General features: G+C 71.6%; 22 protein-coding genes. 16 read left to right on the top strand and 6 right to left on the bottom strand.

All coding sequences use genetic code 11. The features are described from left to right. The first annotated feature begins 90 nt into the window (after positions 1–90). The 3 genes from serB (at position 91) to AB0H62_RS32840 (ending at position 2,564) form a co-directional block, all read left to right on the top strand. Complete coding sequence (serB, locus tag AB0H62_RS32830; protein WP_220243774.1) at positions 91–1,320, top strand: phosphoserine phosphatase SerB; 1,230 nt, start codon at positions 91–93, stop codon at positions 1,318–1,320. Then, positions 1,317–2,081: a peptidyl-tRNA hydrolase gene (locus AB0H62_RS32835; protein ID WP_220243773.1), complete on the top strand. Its 765-nt coding sequence runs from the start codon at positions 1,317–1,319 to the stop codon at positions 2,079–2,081. Before serB ends, AB0H62_RS32835 begins: the two co-directional genes overlap by 4 nt. A gap of 78 nt (positions 2,082–2,159) precedes the next feature. Continuing rightward, positions 2,160–2,564, top strand: coding sequence for an OsmC family protein (locus tag AB0H62_RS32840; protein WP_220243772.1), 405 nt, complete (start codon positions 2,160–2,162; stop codon positions 2,562–2,564). Between the two features lie 56 nt (positions 2,565–2,620). Here AB0H62_RS32840 and AB0H62_RS32845 read toward each other — a convergent pair whose 3' ends face one another. From AB0H62_RS32845 to AB0H62_RS32855, 3 genes are all read right to left on the bottom strand, one after another. Then, positions 2,621–2,953 (bottom strand): hypothetical protein, encoded by a 333-nt coding sequence (locus AB0H62_RS32845; RefSeq protein ID WP_220243771.1) that lies wholly within the window; start codon positions 2,951–2,953, stop codon positions 2,621–2,623. A 58-nt stretch (positions 2,954–3,011) separates the two neighbouring features. Next, a complete protein-coding gene (locus AB0H62_RS32850; protein ID WP_220243770.1) occupies positions 3,012–5,063 on the bottom strand; it encodes an ATP-dependent DNA helicase in 2,052 nt (683 codons plus the stop codon). Between the two features lie 80 nt (positions 5,064–5,143). Further along, positions 5,144–5,734 carry a biotin transporter BioY gene (locus tag AB0H62_RS32855; protein ID WP_220243769.1) on the bottom strand — a complete coding sequence of 197 codons (591 nt, stop codon included), beginning with the start codon at positions 5,732–5,734 and terminating at the stop codon, positions 5,144–5,146. Positions 5,735–5,912: 178 nt separating this feature from the next. Between AB0H62_RS32855 and AB0H62_RS32860 the strand changes: the two genes are divergently transcribed. Beyond that, positions 5,913–6,584, top strand: coding sequence for a hypothetical protein (locus AB0H62_RS32860; protein WP_360590405.1), 672 nt, complete (start codon positions 5,913–5,915; stop codon positions 6,582–6,584). Between the two features lie 17 nt (positions 6,585–6,601). Here the strand turns inward: AB0H62_RS32860 and AB0H62_RS32865 are convergent, their stop codons facing one another. Then, complete coding sequence (locus AB0H62_RS32865; protein ID WP_220243767.1) at positions 6,602–7,180, bottom strand: isochorismatase family protein; 579 nt, start codon at positions 7,178–7,180, stop codon at positions 6,602–6,604. 13 nt (positions 7,181–7,193) lie between these two features. Next, a complete protein-coding gene (locus tag AB0H62_RS32870; RefSeq protein WP_220243766.1) occupies positions 7,194–8,498 on the bottom strand; it encodes a nicotinate phosphoribosyltransferase in 1,305 nt (434 codons plus the stop codon). Positions 8,499–8,572: 74 nt separating this feature from the next. On the opposite strand from AB0H62_RS32870, the gene clpS reads away from it, so the two are divergent. From clpS to AB0H62_RS32885, 3 genes are read left to right on the top strand one after another with little or no spacing between them, the layout of a single operon-like run. Further along, a complete protein-coding gene (gene clpS, locus AB0H62_RS32875) occupies positions 8,573–8,872 on the top strand; it encodes an ATP-dependent Clp protease adapter ClpS (protein ID WP_220243765.1) in 300 nt (99 codons plus the stop codon). After that, positions 8,869–9,426 (top strand): DUF2017 domain-containing protein, encoded by a 558-nt coding sequence (locus tag AB0H62_RS32880; RefSeq protein ID WP_220243764.1) that lies wholly within the window; start codon positions 8,869–8,871, stop codon positions 9,424–9,426. Before clpS ends, AB0H62_RS32880 begins: the two co-directional genes overlap by 4 nt. After that, positions 9,423–10,415 carry a P1 family peptidase gene (locus AB0H62_RS32885; RefSeq protein ID WP_360590409.1) on the top strand — a complete coding sequence of 331 codons (993 nt, stop codon included), beginning with the start codon at positions 9,423–9,425 and terminating at the stop codon, positions 10,413–10,415. The genes AB0H62_RS32880 and AB0H62_RS32885 overlap by 4 nt, the downstream gene beginning before the upstream one ends. On the opposite strand, the gene AB0H62_RS32890 is transcribed toward AB0H62_RS32885, so the two are convergent. After that, on the bottom strand, positions 10,412–10,792 hold the full coding sequence (locus tag AB0H62_RS32890; RefSeq protein ID WP_220243762.1) for a hypothetical protein: 381 nt from the start codon (positions 10,790–10,792) through the stop codon (positions 10,412–10,414). The genes AB0H62_RS32885 and AB0H62_RS32890 overlap by 4 nt on opposite strands. Positions 10,793–10,866: 74 nt before the next feature. On the opposite strand from AB0H62_RS32890, the gene AB0H62_RS32895 reads away from it, so the two are divergent. The 9 genes from AB0H62_RS32895 (at position 10,867) to AB0H62_RS32935 (ending at position 17,491) form a co-directional block, all read left to right on the top strand. After that, a complete protein-coding gene (locus AB0H62_RS32895; RefSeq protein ID WP_220243761.1) occupies positions 10,867–11,283 on the top strand; it encodes a M67 family metallopeptidase in 417 nt (138 codons plus the stop codon). A gap of 66 nt (positions 11,284–11,349) precedes the next feature. Next, positions 11,350–11,628: a MoaD/ThiS family protein gene (locus AB0H62_RS32900; RefSeq protein WP_220243760.1), complete on the top strand. Its 279-nt coding sequence runs from the start codon at positions 11,350–11,352 to the stop codon at positions 11,626–11,628. A 4-nt stretch (positions 11,629–11,632) separates the two neighbouring features. Further along, positions 11,633–12,583: a cysteine synthase gene (locus AB0H62_RS32905; protein ID WP_220243759.1), complete on the top strand. Its 951-nt coding sequence runs from the start codon at positions 11,633–11,635 to the stop codon at positions 12,581–12,583. Next, entirely contained in the window at positions 12,580–13,290 is a 711-nt protein-coding gene (locus tag AB0H62_RS32910) for an aspartate/glutamate racemase family protein (RefSeq protein ID WP_360590412.1), read from the top strand. The genes AB0H62_RS32905 and AB0H62_RS32910 overlap by 4 nt, the downstream gene beginning before the upstream one ends. A 130-nt stretch (positions 13,291–13,420) precedes the next feature. Next, positions 13,421–14,581, top strand: coding sequence for an NAD(P)/FAD-dependent oxidoreductase (locus AB0H62_RS32915; RefSeq protein ID WP_360590414.1), 1,161 nt, complete (start codon positions 13,421–13,423; stop codon positions 14,579–14,581). Positions 14,582–14,591: 10 nt separating this feature from the next. Then, positions 14,592–14,930: a HEAT repeat domain-containing protein gene (locus AB0H62_RS32920; RefSeq protein ID WP_360590416.1), complete on the top strand. Its 339-nt coding sequence runs from the start codon at positions 14,592–14,594 to the stop codon at positions 14,928–14,930. Between the two features lie 332 nt (positions 14,931–15,262). Further along, complete coding sequence (locus AB0H62_RS32925; protein WP_220247069.1) at positions 15,263–15,910, top strand: rhomboid family intramembrane serine protease; 648 nt, start codon at positions 15,263–15,265, stop codon at positions 15,908–15,910. Then, on the top strand, positions 15,907–16,713 hold the full coding sequence (murI, locus tag AB0H62_RS32930) for a glutamate racemase (protein ID WP_360590418.1): 807 nt from the start codon (positions 15,907–15,909) through the stop codon (positions 16,711–16,713). The genes AB0H62_RS32925 and murI overlap by 4 nt, the downstream gene beginning before the upstream one ends. A 10-nt stretch (positions 16,714–16,723) precedes the next feature. Then, a complete protein-coding gene (locus AB0H62_RS32935) occupies positions 16,724–17,491 on the top strand; it encodes an MBL fold metallo-hydrolase (RefSeq protein ID WP_220243755.1) in 768 nt (255 codons plus the stop codon). Positions 17,492–17,517 lie beyond the last annotated feature (26 nt).

A 17,517-nucleotide genomic window follows, 5' to 3' on the forward strand; every position in this document is an offset into this window, starting at 1 on the left:
GTGTGAAGCCGGGCACGCGCCCTTTTTGCGCTCGGTCATCCGCGCCAGACTGAGCGTGCTCGCACAGCGCCGAACGAGGGATAGAGCCCAGTGACCCAGACGCCCGTCCTGATCACCACGACCGGTCCCGACAAGCCCGGTGTCTCCTCCGTGTTGTTCGCCGTGCTCACCCGCCACGACGTCGACGTGCTCGACGTCGAGCAGGTCGTGATCCGCGGACAGCTCGTGCTGGGGGTTCTCGCCGGCGTCTACCGCGACCCGGAGGGCCTGCAGGAGTCCGTGGAGCAGGCGATGGCGACCGTCGGCATGCAGGTGGAGGTGAAGATCGGCGACGAGATCGGCGCCGACCCGTTCGCCCTCGGCAAGCAGGACTCGTCCCACGTGCTGGTGATGCTGGGCCGTCCGGTGACGGCGCGGTCGTTCTCCGAGGTCGCGGCGCGGCTGGCCGCCCTCGGCGCGAACATCGACTCGATCCGCAGCGTCGCCGACTACCCGGTGACCGGGCTGGAGCTGTACGTCTCGGTCCGCGAAGACACCGAGGCCGCCGACGCCGAGCTGCGGTCGGCGCTGGCCGACGCCGCCTCGACGGCTGCCGTGGACGTTGCGGTGGAGCGCGCGGGCATCAGCCGGCGCGCGAAGCGGCTGGTGGTGTTCGACGTCGACTCCACGCTGGTGCAGGGCGAAGTCATCGAGATGCTCGGCGCGCACGCCGGCGTCGAGGCGCAGGTTCGCGAGATCACCGAAGCCGCCATGCGCGGCGAGCTGAACTTCACCGAGTCGCTCGAACAGCGCGTCTCGCTGCTGGCCGGGCTGCCCGCGACGGTGCTCGACGAGGTCGCGGCCTCGATCGAGCTCACGCCAGGCGCGCGCACGACCGTGCGCACGCTCAAGCGCATGGGCTTCCGCTGCGGCGTGGTCTCGGGTGGGTTCACGCAGGTCATCGACCACCTCGTGGACGAACTCGGCCTCGACTTCGCGGCGGCCAACGAGCTGGAGATCGTCGACGGCAAGCTCACCGGCCGCGTAGTCGGCGAGGTCGTGGACCGCGCGGGCAAGGCGAAGGCGCTTCGCCGCTTTGCCGAGGACTACGGCATCCCGCTGGGCCAGTGCGTCGCCGTCGGCGACGGGGCCAACGACATCGACATGCTGGCGGCGGCCGGCATGGGCGTGGCGTTCAACGCGAAGCCCGCGCTGCGCGAGGTCGCGGACACCGCGCTTTCGCACCCCTACCTGGACGCGGTGCTGTTCGTCCTGGGCGTCACGCGCGCCGAGGTCGAGGCGGCCGACGCCGCCGACGGGCTGGAGCTGGTCAGGCCGTGAACCACGTGCTGGAGCCGCTGGGCAGCCGCTACGCCTACTGGCTCGGGTTGCCCGCGGAGGACACGTCCGACACCTCGGACGAGGACCCGGCCCAGGTGCGCGCGATGCCGGTCATCCTGCGCATCGAACGCGCTGAGCCGCCCGGACGCACGCCCCTGCTCGAGGCGGCCGCCGCCGCGGCGCTGGCCGTGTGCCTCGACGAACGCTCCGAGCCCGGCGGCGAATGGGCCGAGCCGATGCACGCGTGGCTGGACAACCGCATCCGCAAGGTCGCGCGGCGAGCCCGGGGCACGCACTGGCAGGCCGTGCTCGACCTGCCGGGCATCACCGTCGAGGTCGACGGCGCCGAGGTACGGGCGCTCGTGCCCGGACTGGTCAGCGAGACGCCGAAGGAGGTGTCGCGCCTGCAGATCTCCGGCAGTGAGCTGCCGCCCGACACCCCGGGTCCGGCACCCGAGGGCGTGCCGCTGCTGCTGCTCAACCCGGAGGTGCCGATGACCGTCGGCAAGGCCTCCGCGCAGGTCGGGCACGGGACGATGATCCTGGCCTCCCTGCTGTCGGAAGCCGAGCTGGCGGCGTGGGCGGCGCAGGACTACCGCGTGGCCGTGCGGACGCCGTCGCCCGCGCGGTGGAAGGAACTGTGCCCCGTGGACGACCCCGAGGCCGGCTGGCGCGAGGACCGCGTGATCGCCGTCCGGGACGCGGGGTTCACCGAGGTCGATCCCGGCACGATCACGGTGCTGGCGCAGTACCCGGCGTGAGTGCGGTGCGTCTCGACGCGGAACACCGGTGTGCCGCTTGCGGTTTTGATCAGTAGACGACGTCGTGAGGAGCGGGCGATGACCCTGGAAGTGCAGCGCGAAGGCGAGCACCAGTTCGTGGGACGCAACGAGCGCGGCGCGGAGGTGCGAATCGGGCGCAAGGGCGCGGAAGGCTCGTTCTCGCCGGCCGAACTGCTGCAGATCGCGACCGCGGGCTGCTCCGCCGTGACCGCGGAGAACCTGATCACGCGCCGCATCGGCGAGGACTCGAAGTTCCGCGTCGGCGTCACGGCTGATCGCCGCGAAGGTGCTTCGGAGCTCGACGGCGTGCACGTGACTTTCGACGTCGACGTGTCTTCGCTCGACGCGGAACAGCGCGAAGCCCTCGCAACCGCGGTGGACCGCGCGATCGACCGCCTGTGCACCGTGAGCCGGACGCTGAAGAAAGCCATCCCCGTCACGGAGTCCTTCCCGACCGCCTGACGCAGCAAGAGCCGAGGCCCCACGCGAGGGCCTCGGCTCTGCTCTGTGCTGGAAAGTCAGCTCTGCCAGACCACGTACGCCTGGTCGGCGTCCGTGGTCATGGCCTCGATGAACTTCTCGTTGTCGAAGCCGGGCAGCGACTGGAGGCGCTCGATGAGGGCGTCGGCCGCCGGGTCTCCACTGGGGACGGCCGTGCCCCTGCCGTCGTTGCCGACGAGCATGAAGAACACGTCCTCGTTCCACGGGCCGTCCGGGATCACTCTGACCATCACGGACGAGAGCTCCGCCCACTGGACGGCCTCTTCGCTGCCATCGGCGAGACGGCGCCGCACCCCGGTGTCGTCGACACTGACGGTCCGGGATCGTGCGCTGGACGAATCCTGGGTCAACCGGTGCTCCCTGTCGTGTTCGTTCTCTTCACCGTACCCGCCCGGGTTGTGCGCGCCGTCACGCGGGCGCCGCCGCGTCGAGCCGCTTCAGCGCGTCGCGTGCGACTTGGGGATCCGTGGTGGGCCAGAAGGGCGGCAGCGACGCGCGCACGAAACCGCCGTACCGCGCGGTTGCCAGGCGCGAGTCCAGCACCGCGACCACACCGCGGTCGGTCATCGAGCGGTGCAGCCGACCCGTGCCCTGCGCGAGCAGCAGCGCCGCGTGCGTGGCCGCGACCGTGAGGAACCCGTTGCCACCACGAGCTTCCACGGCTCGCTGGCGTGCCGACAGCACCGGGTCGTCGGGGCGCGGGAACGGGATCCGGTCCACCACCACGAGCTGCAGCGACGGCCCCGGCACGTCGACGCCCTGCCACAGCGTGAGCGTGCCGAACAAGCACGTACGCGGCTCGTCGGTGAACTGGCGCACCAGCGTGGGCATCGAGTCGTCGCCCTGGCACAGGATCGGGTAGTCGAGCCGCTCGCGCATCGCTTCGGCGGCCTGCTTGGCCGCGCGCATCGAGGAGAACAACCCCAGCGTGCGCCCGCCCGCGGCCTCGACCAATCCGGCGAGTTCGTCCATTGTGGACTCCGCCAGCCCGTCGCGGCCCGGCGGCGGCAGGTGCTTGGCGAGGTAGAGGATCCCGTTGCGCCGGTGGTCGAAGGGCGAGCCGACGTCGAGGCCCGTCCACTTCGGTCCCTTGTCCTCGTCGGCCGGCGCTTCCTTGTCCGTGGCCGTACCGGGCGCCTTCGTGACGCGCGCGCCGCCCGGCGGCAGGCCCCACTGCCGCGCCATGGTGTCGAACTCGCCGCCCAGGGTCAGCGTCGCCGAGGTGAGCACAGTGGTGTTGAGGTTGAACACGCGCTCGCGCAGCAGCCCCGCGACGCCCAGTGGTGCCACCTTCAACGCCGGCGGCCTCGGGTTCGCCGAGTAGCGGTCGCCCGTGAGCCACACGACGTCACGCTGGTGCGCCAGATCCTCGTCGTACGCGTCGAGCAGGCGCGCCGCGGTGTCGTGCACCTCTTCGAGCAGCGAGCGCGCCAGCTTGCGCGCGGTGGCCCCGTCGACGTCTTCCTTGCGGTCTGAACCCAGCGCCGTCAGGCAGGCCTTCGCCGCGTCGCGCACCGCGGGGATCGCGCCGTTCAGCGCCTGCGGCAGCGTATCCAGCCGTCCGGCCGGGAGATCGTCGAGGATCAGCGCGAGGCCGTCGCTCGCTTCCAGCAGGCGGTCGGCCACGTCGGCGTCGATCAGCCGCCCGCAGCGGCGCGCGGCCGCGGACACCATGGCGCTGGTCAGCTCGCCCGTGGCGACGGACGTGACGCGGTCGACCAGGTCGTGGGCCTCGTCGATGATCACGAGGTCGTGGTCGGGCAGCACCTGGTAGCCCTGCAACGCGTCGATGGCGAGCAGCGCGTGGTTGGTCACGACCACATCCGCGCGCCCGGCCTCGGCCCGCGCGCGTTCGGCGAAGCAGTCGGTGCCGATCGGGCAGCGTGCCGCGCCGAGACATTCCCTGGCGGTCACGGAAACCTGGCGCCACGCCTGGTCGGAGACACCCGGCACGAGCTCGTCGCGGTCACCGGTCTCGGTGTCCGAAGACCACTCGTGCAGCCGCGTGACCTCCTTGCCCAGCCGGGAAACGGCGAACGGGTCGAACAGCTGCGCGTCTTCGGGCTCGTCGGGCGCGCCCGTGTCGAGCCGGTGCAGGCACAGGTAGTTGCGGCGGCCCTTGAGGATCGCGAAGGTCGGTTCGCGGCCCAGCGGCTTCTTCAGCGCCTTCGCCAGGCGCGGCAGGTCGCGGTCCACGAGCTGGCGCTGCAGCGCGATCGTGGCCGTGGAGACCACGACGGTGGCTTCCTTCTCCACCGCGTGGCGGATCGCGGGCACCAGGTACGCCAGCGACTTCCCGGTTCCCGTACCCGCTTGCACGGCGAGGTGTTCACCGGTGCGGATGGCGTGGCCGACGGCGTCGGCCATCTTCACCTGGCCCGGCCGCTCGGCTCCGCCCACGGACTCCACAGCATGGGTGAGGAGTTCGAGGACGCCGGGGAAATCACTTCGAGCGGGCACAGCGATACACGATAGCCGCCGGGGCCGACAGGTTTGGCGCTCCGGCACGAACGGGCCGCTCGTGCCGGAGCGCCGCGCACTCAGTCTTCCTTGTGCAGGCGCGCCACCGCGGCCCACGCGAGCGGCAGGACACCCGCCGCGACCACGATCTTCAGCGCGTCGCCGATCAGGAACGGCACCACGCCCTTGGCGAACGCCGTCGAGAAGTCGAAGCCGGCGGCGGCCATCAGCCACGGCACGCCGAACGCGTAGATCACGACGTTGCCGAGCACCATGGTCCCCACCGTGCGCAGCGGAGTGCGGTCACCACCGCGGCGGGCGAGCGCGCCCACGAGCGCACCGGCGAAAACGAACCCGACGACGTACCCGGCCGAAGCGCCGGACAGCCCCGACGTCGCGCCCTGGAACCACGGCACGCCGGCCGCGCCGACGAGCAGGTACAGCAGCATCGAGGCGGCGCCGCGGCGCATGCCGAGCGAGGCGCCCACGAGCAGCGCGGCGAACGTCTGGCCGGTCATCGGCACCGGGCTGCCCGGGACGGGGATGACCAGCTGCGCGGCCACGCCGGTGAGCAGGGCGCCGCCGGCGACCAGCGTCAGGTCGCGCACCAGGGCGCCGGGCACGAGGTCGGCCAGCACCTGGCGGCGGCCGGTGAGGGACAGCGACGACACGGAGACCTCCCACGATCGAAAACGGACGTTCGAGGAGGCTAACGCTCGTTACCCCGGGTTTCCCCGACAAGTTGCGTTCCTCACCACACCACTCGTCCGGGTGGTGTAGGGGTTGTGACGTTTCGCGGGGGTGCCCTGCTGCCGAGGATGCAACCACAGGTCGAAGGGAGCACGGGTTATGCGCGGACGGGTCTTGGTCACGGCGACGGCACTGCTGGGCGCGGCCGCCGCGGGACTACCGGCCCCGGCGCTCGCCGACGGCCCCACCTCCACCGGCTGGGGCTCGTCGGGCAGCGTCGACGTCCTGGTCGACAACCAGCACGTGGTCACCGGCGACCTTGCCCGCTGCGACGCCGACGGTCCCACCACCGCGCGCACCAGCGGCGGCGACACCGGCGACGTCGCGGTGTTCGGCCTCGGCGCCACCACGTGCGGCCGCAACGGCACCGTGGCCACCGTGGCGACGGGCGGTCAGCGGTTCGAGGCCGACGTGCTCAAGCGCTTCGGCGGCCCGGCGATCACCGTCCGCACCTACTCCGCGGGCTGCTCGACCACCAAGAACGGCAGCAGCGGCACGGTCTCGATCGGCGAGGTCGGCGGGTTCACCGTGCCGTCGTCGATCCCCGCGAACTACCGCGTGCTGATTCCCGGCGGTGAGGCGGGCACGGCGCTGGCGGCGGTCACGATCAACGAGACCGTGACTCCGCAGCCCGCCGACGGCAGCCTCGTGACGCACGCCGTGCACATCCAGCTGTTCCCGCAGGGCGGCCCGGCCAGCGGTGACATCTACCTCGGCACCGCTGCCTGCAACCCGTTCGGCAAGGGCGGCGCGCCGCAGCCGCCTGCCTGAACGCGCTGAGCGTCCACTCAGGACGCGGCCGGCACCACCGCGGTGCCGGAGTAGGTGACACCGGCCTTGTCGAAGTCGGCCAGCGTCGCGTCCACGGTCGGCTGCGAACCGCCGACGGTGAGGTCCAGCAGCACCTTCACGCCGAACCCGGCCTGCGCGGCGTCCAGCGCCGTGGCGCGCACGCAGAAGTCCGTGGCGATGCCGACGACCTCGACCTCGGTCACGTCGTTGGCGCGCAGCCACTCCTCGAGCGACCGGCCGTCGCCGGACTTGCCCTCGAAGCCGGAGTACGCCGCGGTGTACTCGCCCTTCGAGAACACGGCCGTGATCGGCACGACGTCGAGCGACGGGTGGAACGACGCGCCCGCGGTGCCCGCGACACAGTGGCGCGGCCAGCTCGTGGAGAAGTTCGGCGTGTCGCTGAAGTGGTCGCCCGGATCGACGTGGTGGTCGCGGGTGGCGACCACGTGGTCGTAGCCCCCTTCGGCGGCCTGGCGCGAGATGGCCTCCGCGGCGGCCGCGCCGCCGGGCAGGCCCAGCGAGCCGCCCTCGCAGAAATCGTTCTGCACGTCCACCACGATCAGCGCGGTTCCCATTTCTCGGCTCCCTCTACAGAAACGTCGTCGGTATCGCGGGCTCGCCGTGCGAGAGCTTGAGCCCTTCCCACGGCAGGCTGATCTGTGCGCGCCGCAACCGGGCCCGCGCGTCGTCCAGCGTGGGCAGATCATCCACCGCGCGGCCGCCGCGCACCAGGGGGATCTGCAGGTCAAGATCGTGTTCCTCGGGCTTCGGGCGGCCCGATGCCTCCGTCCACACGACCTCTTCCACGGCCGTGCCGGTGGAGCGGTGCCGCCGCAGCGAGTGCTTGCGCCCGCCGCGGGATTCCTTGTGCGCGCTGCGTTTCGCAACGGGCCGGCCGTCGACCTCCACCAGCTTGTAGACCATGCCGGCGGTCGGCGCGCCCGAGCCGGTGACCACAGAGGTGCCCACGCCGTACGCGTCCACCGGCTCCGCGCGCAGCGCCGCGATGGCGTGTTCGTCGAGGTCGCCGGACACGACGATGCGGGTGTCCTTCGCGCCGAGGGAGTCGAGCTGGTCACGAGCCTTGCGCGCGAGCGGGCCGACGTCGCCCGAGTCGATCCGGATCGCGCCGAGCTCGGACCCGGCCACGCGGACGGCGGTCTCGATGCCGGCGGTGATGTCGTAGGTGTCCACGAGCAGGGTCGTGTCCGGGCCCATCTTGTCCACCTGCGCGCGGAACGCCTGCTCCTCGCTGTCGTGCAGCAGCATGAAGGCGTGGGCGACGGTGCCGCGCGTGGGAATGCCGTAGCGGCGCCCGGCCTCGAGGTTCGACGTGGTCGCGAAGCCCGCGATGTACGCGGCGCGCGCGGCGGCGACGGCGGCGTACTCGTGGGTGCGCCGCCCGCCCATCTCGATGATCGGGCGCCCGTGCGCGGCGCCGGCCATGCGGGCGGCGGCGGAGGCGATGGCGCTGTCGTGGTTGAGGATCGACAGCGCCAGCGTCTCCAGCACCACGGCCTCGGCGAACGTGCCGCTCACGGTGAGGATCGGCGAGCCCGGGAAGTACAGCTCACCCTCGGGATAGCCCTCGATGTCGCCGGAGAACTCGTAGCCGGCCAGCCACGACAGCGTCGCGTCGTCGACCACCGCCGTCTGCTCCAGCACGGTCAGCTCGGCGTCGGTGAACCGGAAGTCGGCGATCGCGTCGAGGACGCGCGCGGTTCCGGCGACGACGCCGTAGCGCCGCCCGTCGGGCAGCCGGCGCGCGAAGACCTCGAACACGCAGGGCCGCTCCGCGGTCCCGTCGGCCAGCGCGCTGCCCAGCATGGTCAGCTCGTAGTGGTCGGTGAGCAGCGCCGTGCTGGCGCTGGTTACCGGCTCGGGTGCACCCATGGGGCCAGCCTATTCACCCACATGGCCGGACCTGGCGCGGCGTACCCCGTGACCCCCGTGACACCATGGGGTGCATGTCCACGCCTGTCGCATCCGAACAGACGCAGGTTGATCCACTCGGGGCAGAGGTCGCCGAGGAGGACAAGCCCTGGCGGACCGTCGTGTGGAACGATCCGGTCAACCTGATGTCGTACGTGACGTACGTGTTCCAGAAGCTGTTCGGCTACAGCCGGGACCACGCCACGAAACTGATGCTCGACGTGCACCACAAGGGCAAGGCGATCGTGTCGTCGGGGTCCAAGGAGAAGGTGGAGACGGACGTGGCGAAGCTGCACGCCGCCGGGCTGTGGGCGACGATGGAGCAGCCCTCGTGAAGGCGTGGCGCCGCAAGGGCGACGTGATCCTCGCCGGGTTCGAGCAGCAGGAGGCCGCCGTGCTGCGCGGCCTGGTCAGCCAGCTCGAGGACATGCTCCAAGCGCGGGCCGAGGAAGCGCCGCAGGACGAGCTGGCCGAGCTCACCGGCATCCGTACCGGCCCGTCGGAGTCGCCCGACGACCCGGTGCTCTCGCGGCTGCTGCCCGATTTTCACAAGCTCGACCCCGACAACCCCTCCCGCGAGGACCTCGACTCCGCGGCGGCCATGCGCTCGCTGCACGAGCCCGAGCTGCTGGAGACGAAGGTCGGCGTGGCGAAGGTCGTGCTCGACACGCTGCCGCGCGACGGCGGCGACGTGCACCTGGACGTCGAGCAGGCCGACGCGTGGCTGGGCGCGCTCAACGACGTGCGCCTCGCGCTGGGCACGGCGCTCGACGTCACCGAGGACATGCCCGACGAGCTGCCCGACGACGACCCGCGCGCCCCGCACCTTGGCGTCTACCACTGGCTGACCTGGGTGCAGGAGACGCTGATCCAGGCGCTGACCGCGTGATCACCGACGTTCCGGGTGTCCTCGTCGGGCACCACCACCGCCTCGGCGACGGCTGGGCCACCGGCACCACCGTGGTCCTCGTGCCGGACGGCGCGACGGGCGCGGTCGACCAGCGTGGCGGCGCGCCTGGCACGCGCGAGACCAACTTGCTGGAGCCGGAGAACCTGGTGCAGCGCGTGAACGCCGTGTGCCTGTCGGGCGGCAGCGCGTACGGGCTGGCCGCGGCCGACGGCGTGATGCGTTGGCTGTCCGAGCGCAACCTGGGCTTCCCCGTCGGGCTCCAGCCGCACGAGGTCGTGCCCATCGTGCCCGGCGCGGTGCTGTTCGATCTTCCCCGCAGCGACTGGGGCAACCGGCCGGACGCGGCTTTCGGTTACGCCGCTTGCGAAGCGGCCTCGAAGACGTTCACCTCGGGCACGGTCGGGGCCGGCACCGGGGCCGTGGTCGGGTCGCTCAAGGGCGGCATCGGCTCGGCGAGTGAGGTGGTCGACGGCGTGACGGTCGGGGCGCTGGCGGCCGTGAACGCCGGCGGCGAGGCCGTGGACTTCGCGACCGGGCGCGCGTTCGCCGCGGATCACGAGGTCGCGGGCGAGTTCGGCGTCCGCTGGCCTTCGCGGCCGGGCGCGGTGCCACCGGCACGGACCGACCTGAACACCACGATCGGCGTGGTCGCGTGCGACGCGGCGCTGTCGAAGGCCGAGGCGCGCCGACTCGCGGTGGCGGCGCAGGACGGCCTGGCCCGCGCCGTGCGCCCGGCCCACACGATGTTCGACGGCGACACGGTCTTCGCCCTGGCCACGGGGGCTCGCGAGCTGCCCGCCGGCATCGGCACGTTCGCCGACGGGCAGCGCGCGGCGGCGCTCGACGCGTTGTGCTCGGCCGCCGCGCGGGTGTTCGCCCGCGCGATGGTCCACGGGCTGCTCACGGCCACCGCGGCCGGTGGGGTGGCGGCGTACCGGGACGTGTGGCCCGAGGCGTTCGAGGGTTAGAGGTCCGGCAGCGGGTCCTGCGGGGCCCACACGCCGTCGCGTTCGAGGTCGGCGGCCCGGATCGCGACGATGTCGGCCTCGTCGATCTCCAGCACGAGGTCCGCGAACGAGACCGTCGGACCCAGCGAGGGGTGTTCCTCCACCGGCCCGAGCTCCGTGGAGCGCGGCAGTACCTCCCACACCGACTTCGGCCGCAGCCGCCTGAAGCGGCCGCAGGCGAGCACGACCACGCGGCGATCGGTGACCACCACCAGGAAGCCGTAGAGCGCCGCCATCCCGTTGAGGTAGAGCGAGTTGCCGGCGAACACGTACTGGATCCGGTCGCCGTCGGGCAGGAACGGCAGGCAGCGGTCGCGGACCTTCGGCGGTACAGGCACGCCTGAAATTGTCCCCGACCAGGTGCCTGAGCGGAAGGTCTCACAGTCTGGACAGGGTGGGTCCACCACCTAAGATGTCGAATGTGCTCCGGATCCGCCGTGAATTCGTCGACGAGATCGTCGCCCATGCCCGCCGTGACCACCCCGACGAGGCGTGTGGGGTGATCGCCGGTCCCGTGGGCTCCGACAGCCCCGAACGGTTCATCCCGATGCTGAACGCGGCGCGGTCACCGACGTTCTACGAGTTCGACTCGGGTGACCTGCTCAAGCTCTACCGCGAGATGGACGCGAACGACGAGGTGCCCGTGGTGATCTACCACTCGCACACCGCGACGGAGGCCTACCCGTCGCGCACCGACGCGAACATCGCCGCCGAACCCGACGCGCACTACGTGCTCGTCTCCACGAAGGACCCCGATTCGCACGAGTTCCGCTCGTACCGGATCGTGGACGCCGAGATCACCGAGGAGCCGGTCGAGATCGTCGACTGAGCTGCCGGAATAAGGGCTGCGTCCCGCGCGTCAGCTTCACAGAACCCACTTCGGAGGTAGAAAACCATGGCCGTGACCGTCTCCATCCCGACCATCCTGCGCACGCACACCGGCGGCGAGAAGTCCGTCGAGGCGGCGGGCAAGACCGTGCTCGAGGTGATCGACGACGTCGAGTCGCGCCACTCCGGGCTGAAGGCGCGCCTGGTCAAGGAGGAGAAGCTGCACCGCTTCATCAACGTCTACGTCAACGACGAGGACGTGCGCTTCGCCGGCGGCCTCGCGGCCGAGGTGAAGGACGGCGACACGCTGACCATCCTGCCCGCCGTGGCCGGCGGCGCGCGCTAAACCCATGGCCCGCTACGAGTCCCTGCTCGACGCGCTCGGCGGCACGCCGCTCGTGGGGCTGCCCCGGCTCTCGCCCACCCACGACGTGCGGTTGTGGGCGAAACTCGAGGACCGCAACCCGACCGGTTCGATCAAGGACCGGCCGGCGCTGGCCATGATCGAGGCCGCCGAGCGTGAGGGCCGCCTCCGGCGTGGCTCGACGATCCTCGAGCCGACCTCGGGCAACACCGGTATCTCGCTCGCCATGGCCGCGAAGCTCAAGGGCTACGGCCTGGTGTGCGTGATGCCGGAGAACACCTCGACCGAGCGCAAACAGCTGCTGCAGGCCTACGGCGCGCGGATCGTGTTCTCACCGGCGGCGGGCGGCTCGAACGAAGCCGTGCGACGGGCCAAGGAACTGGCCGAGCAGAACCCCGACTGGGTGATGCTCTACCAGTACGGCAACCCGGCCAACGCCGACGCGCACTACCGCGGTACCGGCCCTGAGCTGCTGAAGGACCTGCCGACGATCACCCACTTCGTCGGCGGCCTCGGCACGACGGGGACTTTGGTGGGTGTCGGGCGGTACCTGCACGAGGCGAAGCCGGGTGTGCAGATCATCGCGGCCGAACCGCGCTACGGCGAGCTCGTGTACGGCCTGCGCAACCTCGACGAGGGGTTCGTGCCGGAGCTGTATGACCCCAGCGTGCTGAACGGGCGCTACTCCGTCGGCGCGTACGACGCGCTTCGGCGGACGCGTGAGCTGCTGGAGAACGAGGGCATCTTCGCGGGTATCTCGACGGGCGCGGTGCTGCATGCCGCGTTGGCCGTCGCCGAGAAGGCCGCCGCTCGCGGAGAGGCCGCGGACGTCGCCTTCGTCGTGGCGGACGCCGGCTGGAAGTACCTGTCCACGGGCGCGTACGCGGGTTCGCTCGACGAAGCCGCCGCGCGGCTGGACGGGCAGCTCTGGGCGTGAAGACGATCGGGCTCCTGGGCGGCATGAGCTGGGAGTCTTCGGCGGAGTACTACCGCCTGGTGAACGAGCGCGTGCGGTCGGCGCTGGGCGGGTACCACTCCGCGCGGGTGGTGCTGTACTCCGTGGACTTCGCGGAGATCGAAGCGCTGCAGGCTTCGGGTGACTGGGCGGCGGCGGGGGAGTTGCTGGCCGCCGCCGCTTCGGCCTTGGAAGCGGCGGGCGCGGACGTGATCGTGTTGTGCACCAACACGATGCACAAGGTGGCTTCGGCCCTGCGGCTGCGGGTGCCGTTCCTGCACCTGGGGGACACGACGGCCGCGGCGGTGCTGTCCGCCGGGATTTCCTCGGTGGGCCTGCTGGGGACCGCGTTCACGATGAGCCAGCCATTCTACCGTGAACGCCTTGCGGCACATGGACTCTCGGTGCTGGTTCCGTCCGAAGTGGACCAGGAGCTGGTGCACCGGGTGATCTACGACGAGCTGGTGCACGGCGTTGTCCGGCCGTCTTCGCGGGCGGCGTATCGCGAGGTGATCGCGCGGCTGGTTCTCGCGGGAGCCGAGGGCGTGATCTATGGCTGCACGGAGATCGAGCTGCTGGTCGACCAGTCCGACAGCTCGGTCCCGGTCTTCCCGACCACGCGGCTGCACGCGGAGGCCGCGGTGGACTGGGCGTTGGCGCTTCGGGAGCTGCCACCGGCTCCGGCCTGAGCTTCTGGCAGCGTGCTGGCAGGGCGTGCCAGGTGGGTGGCAGCGCAGTGTGCGCGCCGTGCCAGTGGATCACGGCAACCTTCGGTTCGAGGGCAGCTCGAACGGCTGCTCCGAACCCGAAGGAGCCATCATGAACACCGTCACGATCATCGGCGCCGGCCTCGGCGGCCTCATCCTCGCCCGCGTGCTGCACGTCCACGGCATCCCGGCCACGGTCTATGAAGCCGAGGACTCCCCGTCGTCCCGCGCACAGGGCGGCATGCTCGACATCCACGACTACAACGGCCAGATCGCCATCGAAGCCGCCGAACTCTCCGACGAGTTCCGCGGCCTCATCCTCGACGGCCGCCAGCAGACGCGGTTCTTGGACCGCGAGGGCACCGTGCTGTTCGACAAGGCCGACGACGGCACCGGAGGCCGGCCCGAAGTCCAACGCGGGGAGCTGCGGCAGCTGCTGCTCGACTCGCTTCCCGCCGGCACGGTTCGTTGGGGCCACAAGGTTCTCGAGGCCCGCACCCGGGAAGACGGCCGGCACGAAGCCACCTTCACCGACGGCAGCGTGGTCGTCAGCGACCTGCTGGTCGGCGCCGACGGCGCGTGGTCGCGCGTCCGGCCGCTGCTCTCGTCCGCCGTCCCCGTGTACTCCGGCACGGCGATGGTCGAGACCTACCTGTACGAGGCCGACACCCGCCACCCCGCCACCGCCAAGGCCGTCGGCGGCGGCTCGATGGGTGCCATCGGGCAGGACAAGGGCATCATGGCCCACCGCGAAAGCGGTGACACCATCCACACGTACGTGTCACTGACGCGGCCGCTCGACTGGTTCGCGGCCGTCGACTTCACCGACCCGGCCGGTGCCGCCGCCCACGTCGCGCAGGAGTTCACCGGCTGGGCCCCGGAACTGACGGCACTGATCACCGACGGCGACACCCCACCCGTGCTGCGCCCGCACTACGTCCTGCCGCTCGAGCACCGCTGGGACCGCGTGCCGGGCGTGACCCTCATCGGCGACGCCGCCCACCTCATGCCCCCCAACGGCGAAGGCGCCAACCTCGCCATGCTCGACGCCGCCGAACTCGCCCAGGCCCTCGCCGCCCACCCGGGCGACGTCGAGGCCGCGCTGTCCGAGTACGAGCAGGCGATGTTCCCGCGCAGCGCCCGAATCGCGATCAGCAGCGCCGAGTTCGAGGCGGCGACGGCCGGCCAGACCGAGGAGGCCACGGCGGAGCACCTCATCAAGGTCTTCTCGGAACTCGCGGCGGGGGAGAGCCCGTTCGATCACAGCCACTAGCCTCGATCCCGTGCCCGGCACCTTCGAGACCGCCATGCGGATGATGCGGCGCCACAACCCGCAGACCCGGGAAGAGGGCTTTCAGCTGCTGCTCGCCGAGGTCACCGAGGACGTCGAGGCGCTGATCGGGGAGTTCGAGCGGGAGACCGAGGACCTCGGCTTGCGCTGCTGGCTGCTGGAGCTGATCGGCGAGGCGGAGGCGCCCGAGGCGCTGCCCGTCCTCGCCGCCCAGCTCGACAGCCCCGACGAATCCTTGCGCGGCTGGGCAATCCGCGGGCTGGAGCGCCTGGACACCCCCGAAGCCCGGACGGTTTTGTGGCGGGCGAGGGTCAACGGGACGATCACCTAGGTCGCGTCCGGTTCGGGTGGAGGGCATCGGCCCGGGGTCAGACGATGGGCCACCGCAACTGGCCGTGGCGGCCGTTCTGCGTGCGGCGTGGCTGGGGCCGGTAGGTGGGCCACCGTGCCGCAACGCCTGCCGGCAAGGGCAGGCCGGACGTCGCCGGGTCGAGGCCGCACCGCCGTGCACGCCCGTGGCGTAGTGGTCTGGCGAGCTGGCCCCGGCACCGTCGCGGCGGTCGTGAGAACGGCCCTGAACTCGAACATCAGGGAATTCACCCGAGGCCACCCGGACCGGACGGACGTAGCCTGGAACCCGTGAGCACACTCCCACCGCAGCCCATGCCGTTCGGGGATCAGCCGGCGGACAAGGCGAAAGCCACCGACGTGGCGAAGCGCATCCTGCCGCCCAACCCCAAGGCGGCGGCGATCGTCGCGGTGGGGTTCACGCTCGTGCTCTACCTGGTGGAGCTGCTGGACGTGATCCTGCCCGCGAACCTCGACCACGGGGGCATCGTGTCGAGGCAGGCCTCAGGGCTCGACGGGATCCTGTGGGCGCCGCTGCTGCACGCCGGGTGGGGGCACCTGTTCTCGAACACCGTGCCGGTGCTCGTGCTGTCGTTCCTGGCGATGGCGGCGGGGATCGGGCGCTGGGCGGTGGTCACGGCGATCATCTGGATCGTGTCGGGCCTGGGGGTCTGGCTGGTCGGGCCGTCGAACACCTACACGGTGGGCGCGTCCGGGCTGGCGTTCGGGTGGCTGGCGTTCCTACTGGTCCGCGGCATCTTCAACCGGGCGTTCGGGCAGATCGTGGTGGCGGTCGTGCTGCTGGGCGTGTGGAGCGGGATGCTGTGGGGCCTGCTGCCGGGCAACCCCGGCATCTCCTGGCAGGGCCACCTGTTCGGTGCGCTCGCCGGTGTTCTCGCGGCCTGGCTGACGGCGCGGGGCGACCGTCCCAAGAAGAAGGCGGCCGGTAGCCTCGAGGTGTGAGCACCCCGACCGCCGACGCGCCCATCGGGGTTTTCGATTCCGGCGTCGGCGGTCTCACCGTCGCCCGGTCGATCCTCGAGCTGCTGCCGGCCGAGCAGCTGCGCTACGTCGGCGACACCGCACGCAACCCTTACGGCCCCCTCCCCATCGCGACGGCCCGCCAGTACGCCCTCGAAGCCCTCGACGACCTCGTCGAAGGCGGCGTGAAAGCCCTGGTCATCGCGTGCAACACGGCCTCGGCCGCCTGCCTGCGCGACGCCCGTGAGCGCTACGACGTCCCCGTCATCGAGGTCGTCCTGCCCGCCGCTCGTCGCGCCGCGTCGGTCACGCACAGTGGCCGCGTGGGCGTGATCGGGACCGAGGGGACCGTTCGCTCGCGCGCGTACGACGACGCTTTCGCCGCAGCGCCCGACGTGCAGCTCACGAGCGTCGCGTGCCACCGGTTCGTCGACTTCGTGGAGCGCGGCATCACGTCCGGGCGCCAGATCCTGGGCCTCGCGCAGGGCTATCTGCAGCCGCTGCTCGAAGCCGAGGTCGACACGCTCGTGCTCGGCTGCACGCACTACCCGCTGCTTTCCGGCGTGCTCCAGATCGTGATGGGTCGGGACGTCACGCTCGTCTCCAGCGCGGACGAGACGGCCAAGGACCTCTACCGCGTGCTCACCGAACTCGACCTCCTGGCCGAGCGCGACACGCCGCCGCAGCACGAGTTCCTGGCCACGGGATCGCCGGAGCCGTTCACGCGGCTGGCGGCGCGGTTCATGGGATTCGCGCCGGGTGTCCTCGCGCCGACCAGCGCCTAGGCTGAACCACGTGCGACTGACGATCCTCGGCTGCTCGGGCAGCGTCCCCGGCCCGAACGCCGCCGCGTCCGGGTACCTGCTGGAAGCGGAGGGGTTCCGGCTGGGCCTCGAGCTCGGCAACGGCGCGTTCGCGCAGCTGCAGACGGTGCTCGACCCGTTCGACCTCGACGCGCTCGTCCTGTCGCACCTGCACTCGGACCACTGCGCCGACGTCAACTCCCTCACGGTGCTGCGCCGCTATCACCCGGCGCCGCCGTACCCGGCCCGGCCGCGGCAGCTGCCGCTCTACGCCCCGGCGGACGCGCCCGCGCGGCTGGCCCACGCGTACGCCGCCGACGCCGACGAGCGCGCCGCCGTGGACCTGTCCGACGTCTACGCCTTCCACACGCTGCGTGAGGAAACCGTGCGGATCGGGCCGTTCGACGTGACGGCAGCCGTGGTGCAGCACCCGACGCCGGCGTTCGGCCTGCGGATCTCCTACGGCGGCGCCATCCTCGCCTACACCGGCGACACCGGCCCGTGTGCCGCGCTGGGCGAGCTGGCCGACGGCGTCGACGTGTTGCTGTCCGAGGCCTCCTGGACGGACGCCGCCGACCGGCCCGATGGCGTGCACCTGTCCGGAAAACAGGCCGGTGAGCTGGCGAAGGACGCAGGCGTCGGGCGGCTGCTGCTCACGCACATCGCGCCGTGGACCGACAGCCGCGCGGTGCTCGCGGAGGCCACGGCGGTGTTCCCGGACAGCGAGCTCGTGACGCAGGGCGCCGTCTACGACATCTGAGCGGCGGACTGTCGGGCGCACCTTCT

It is taken from the genome of Amycolatopsis sp. NPDC050768, from assembly GCF_040654155.1.
GTDB lineage: Bacteria > Actinomycetota > Actinomycetes > Mycobacteriales > Pseudonocardiaceae > Amycolatopsis.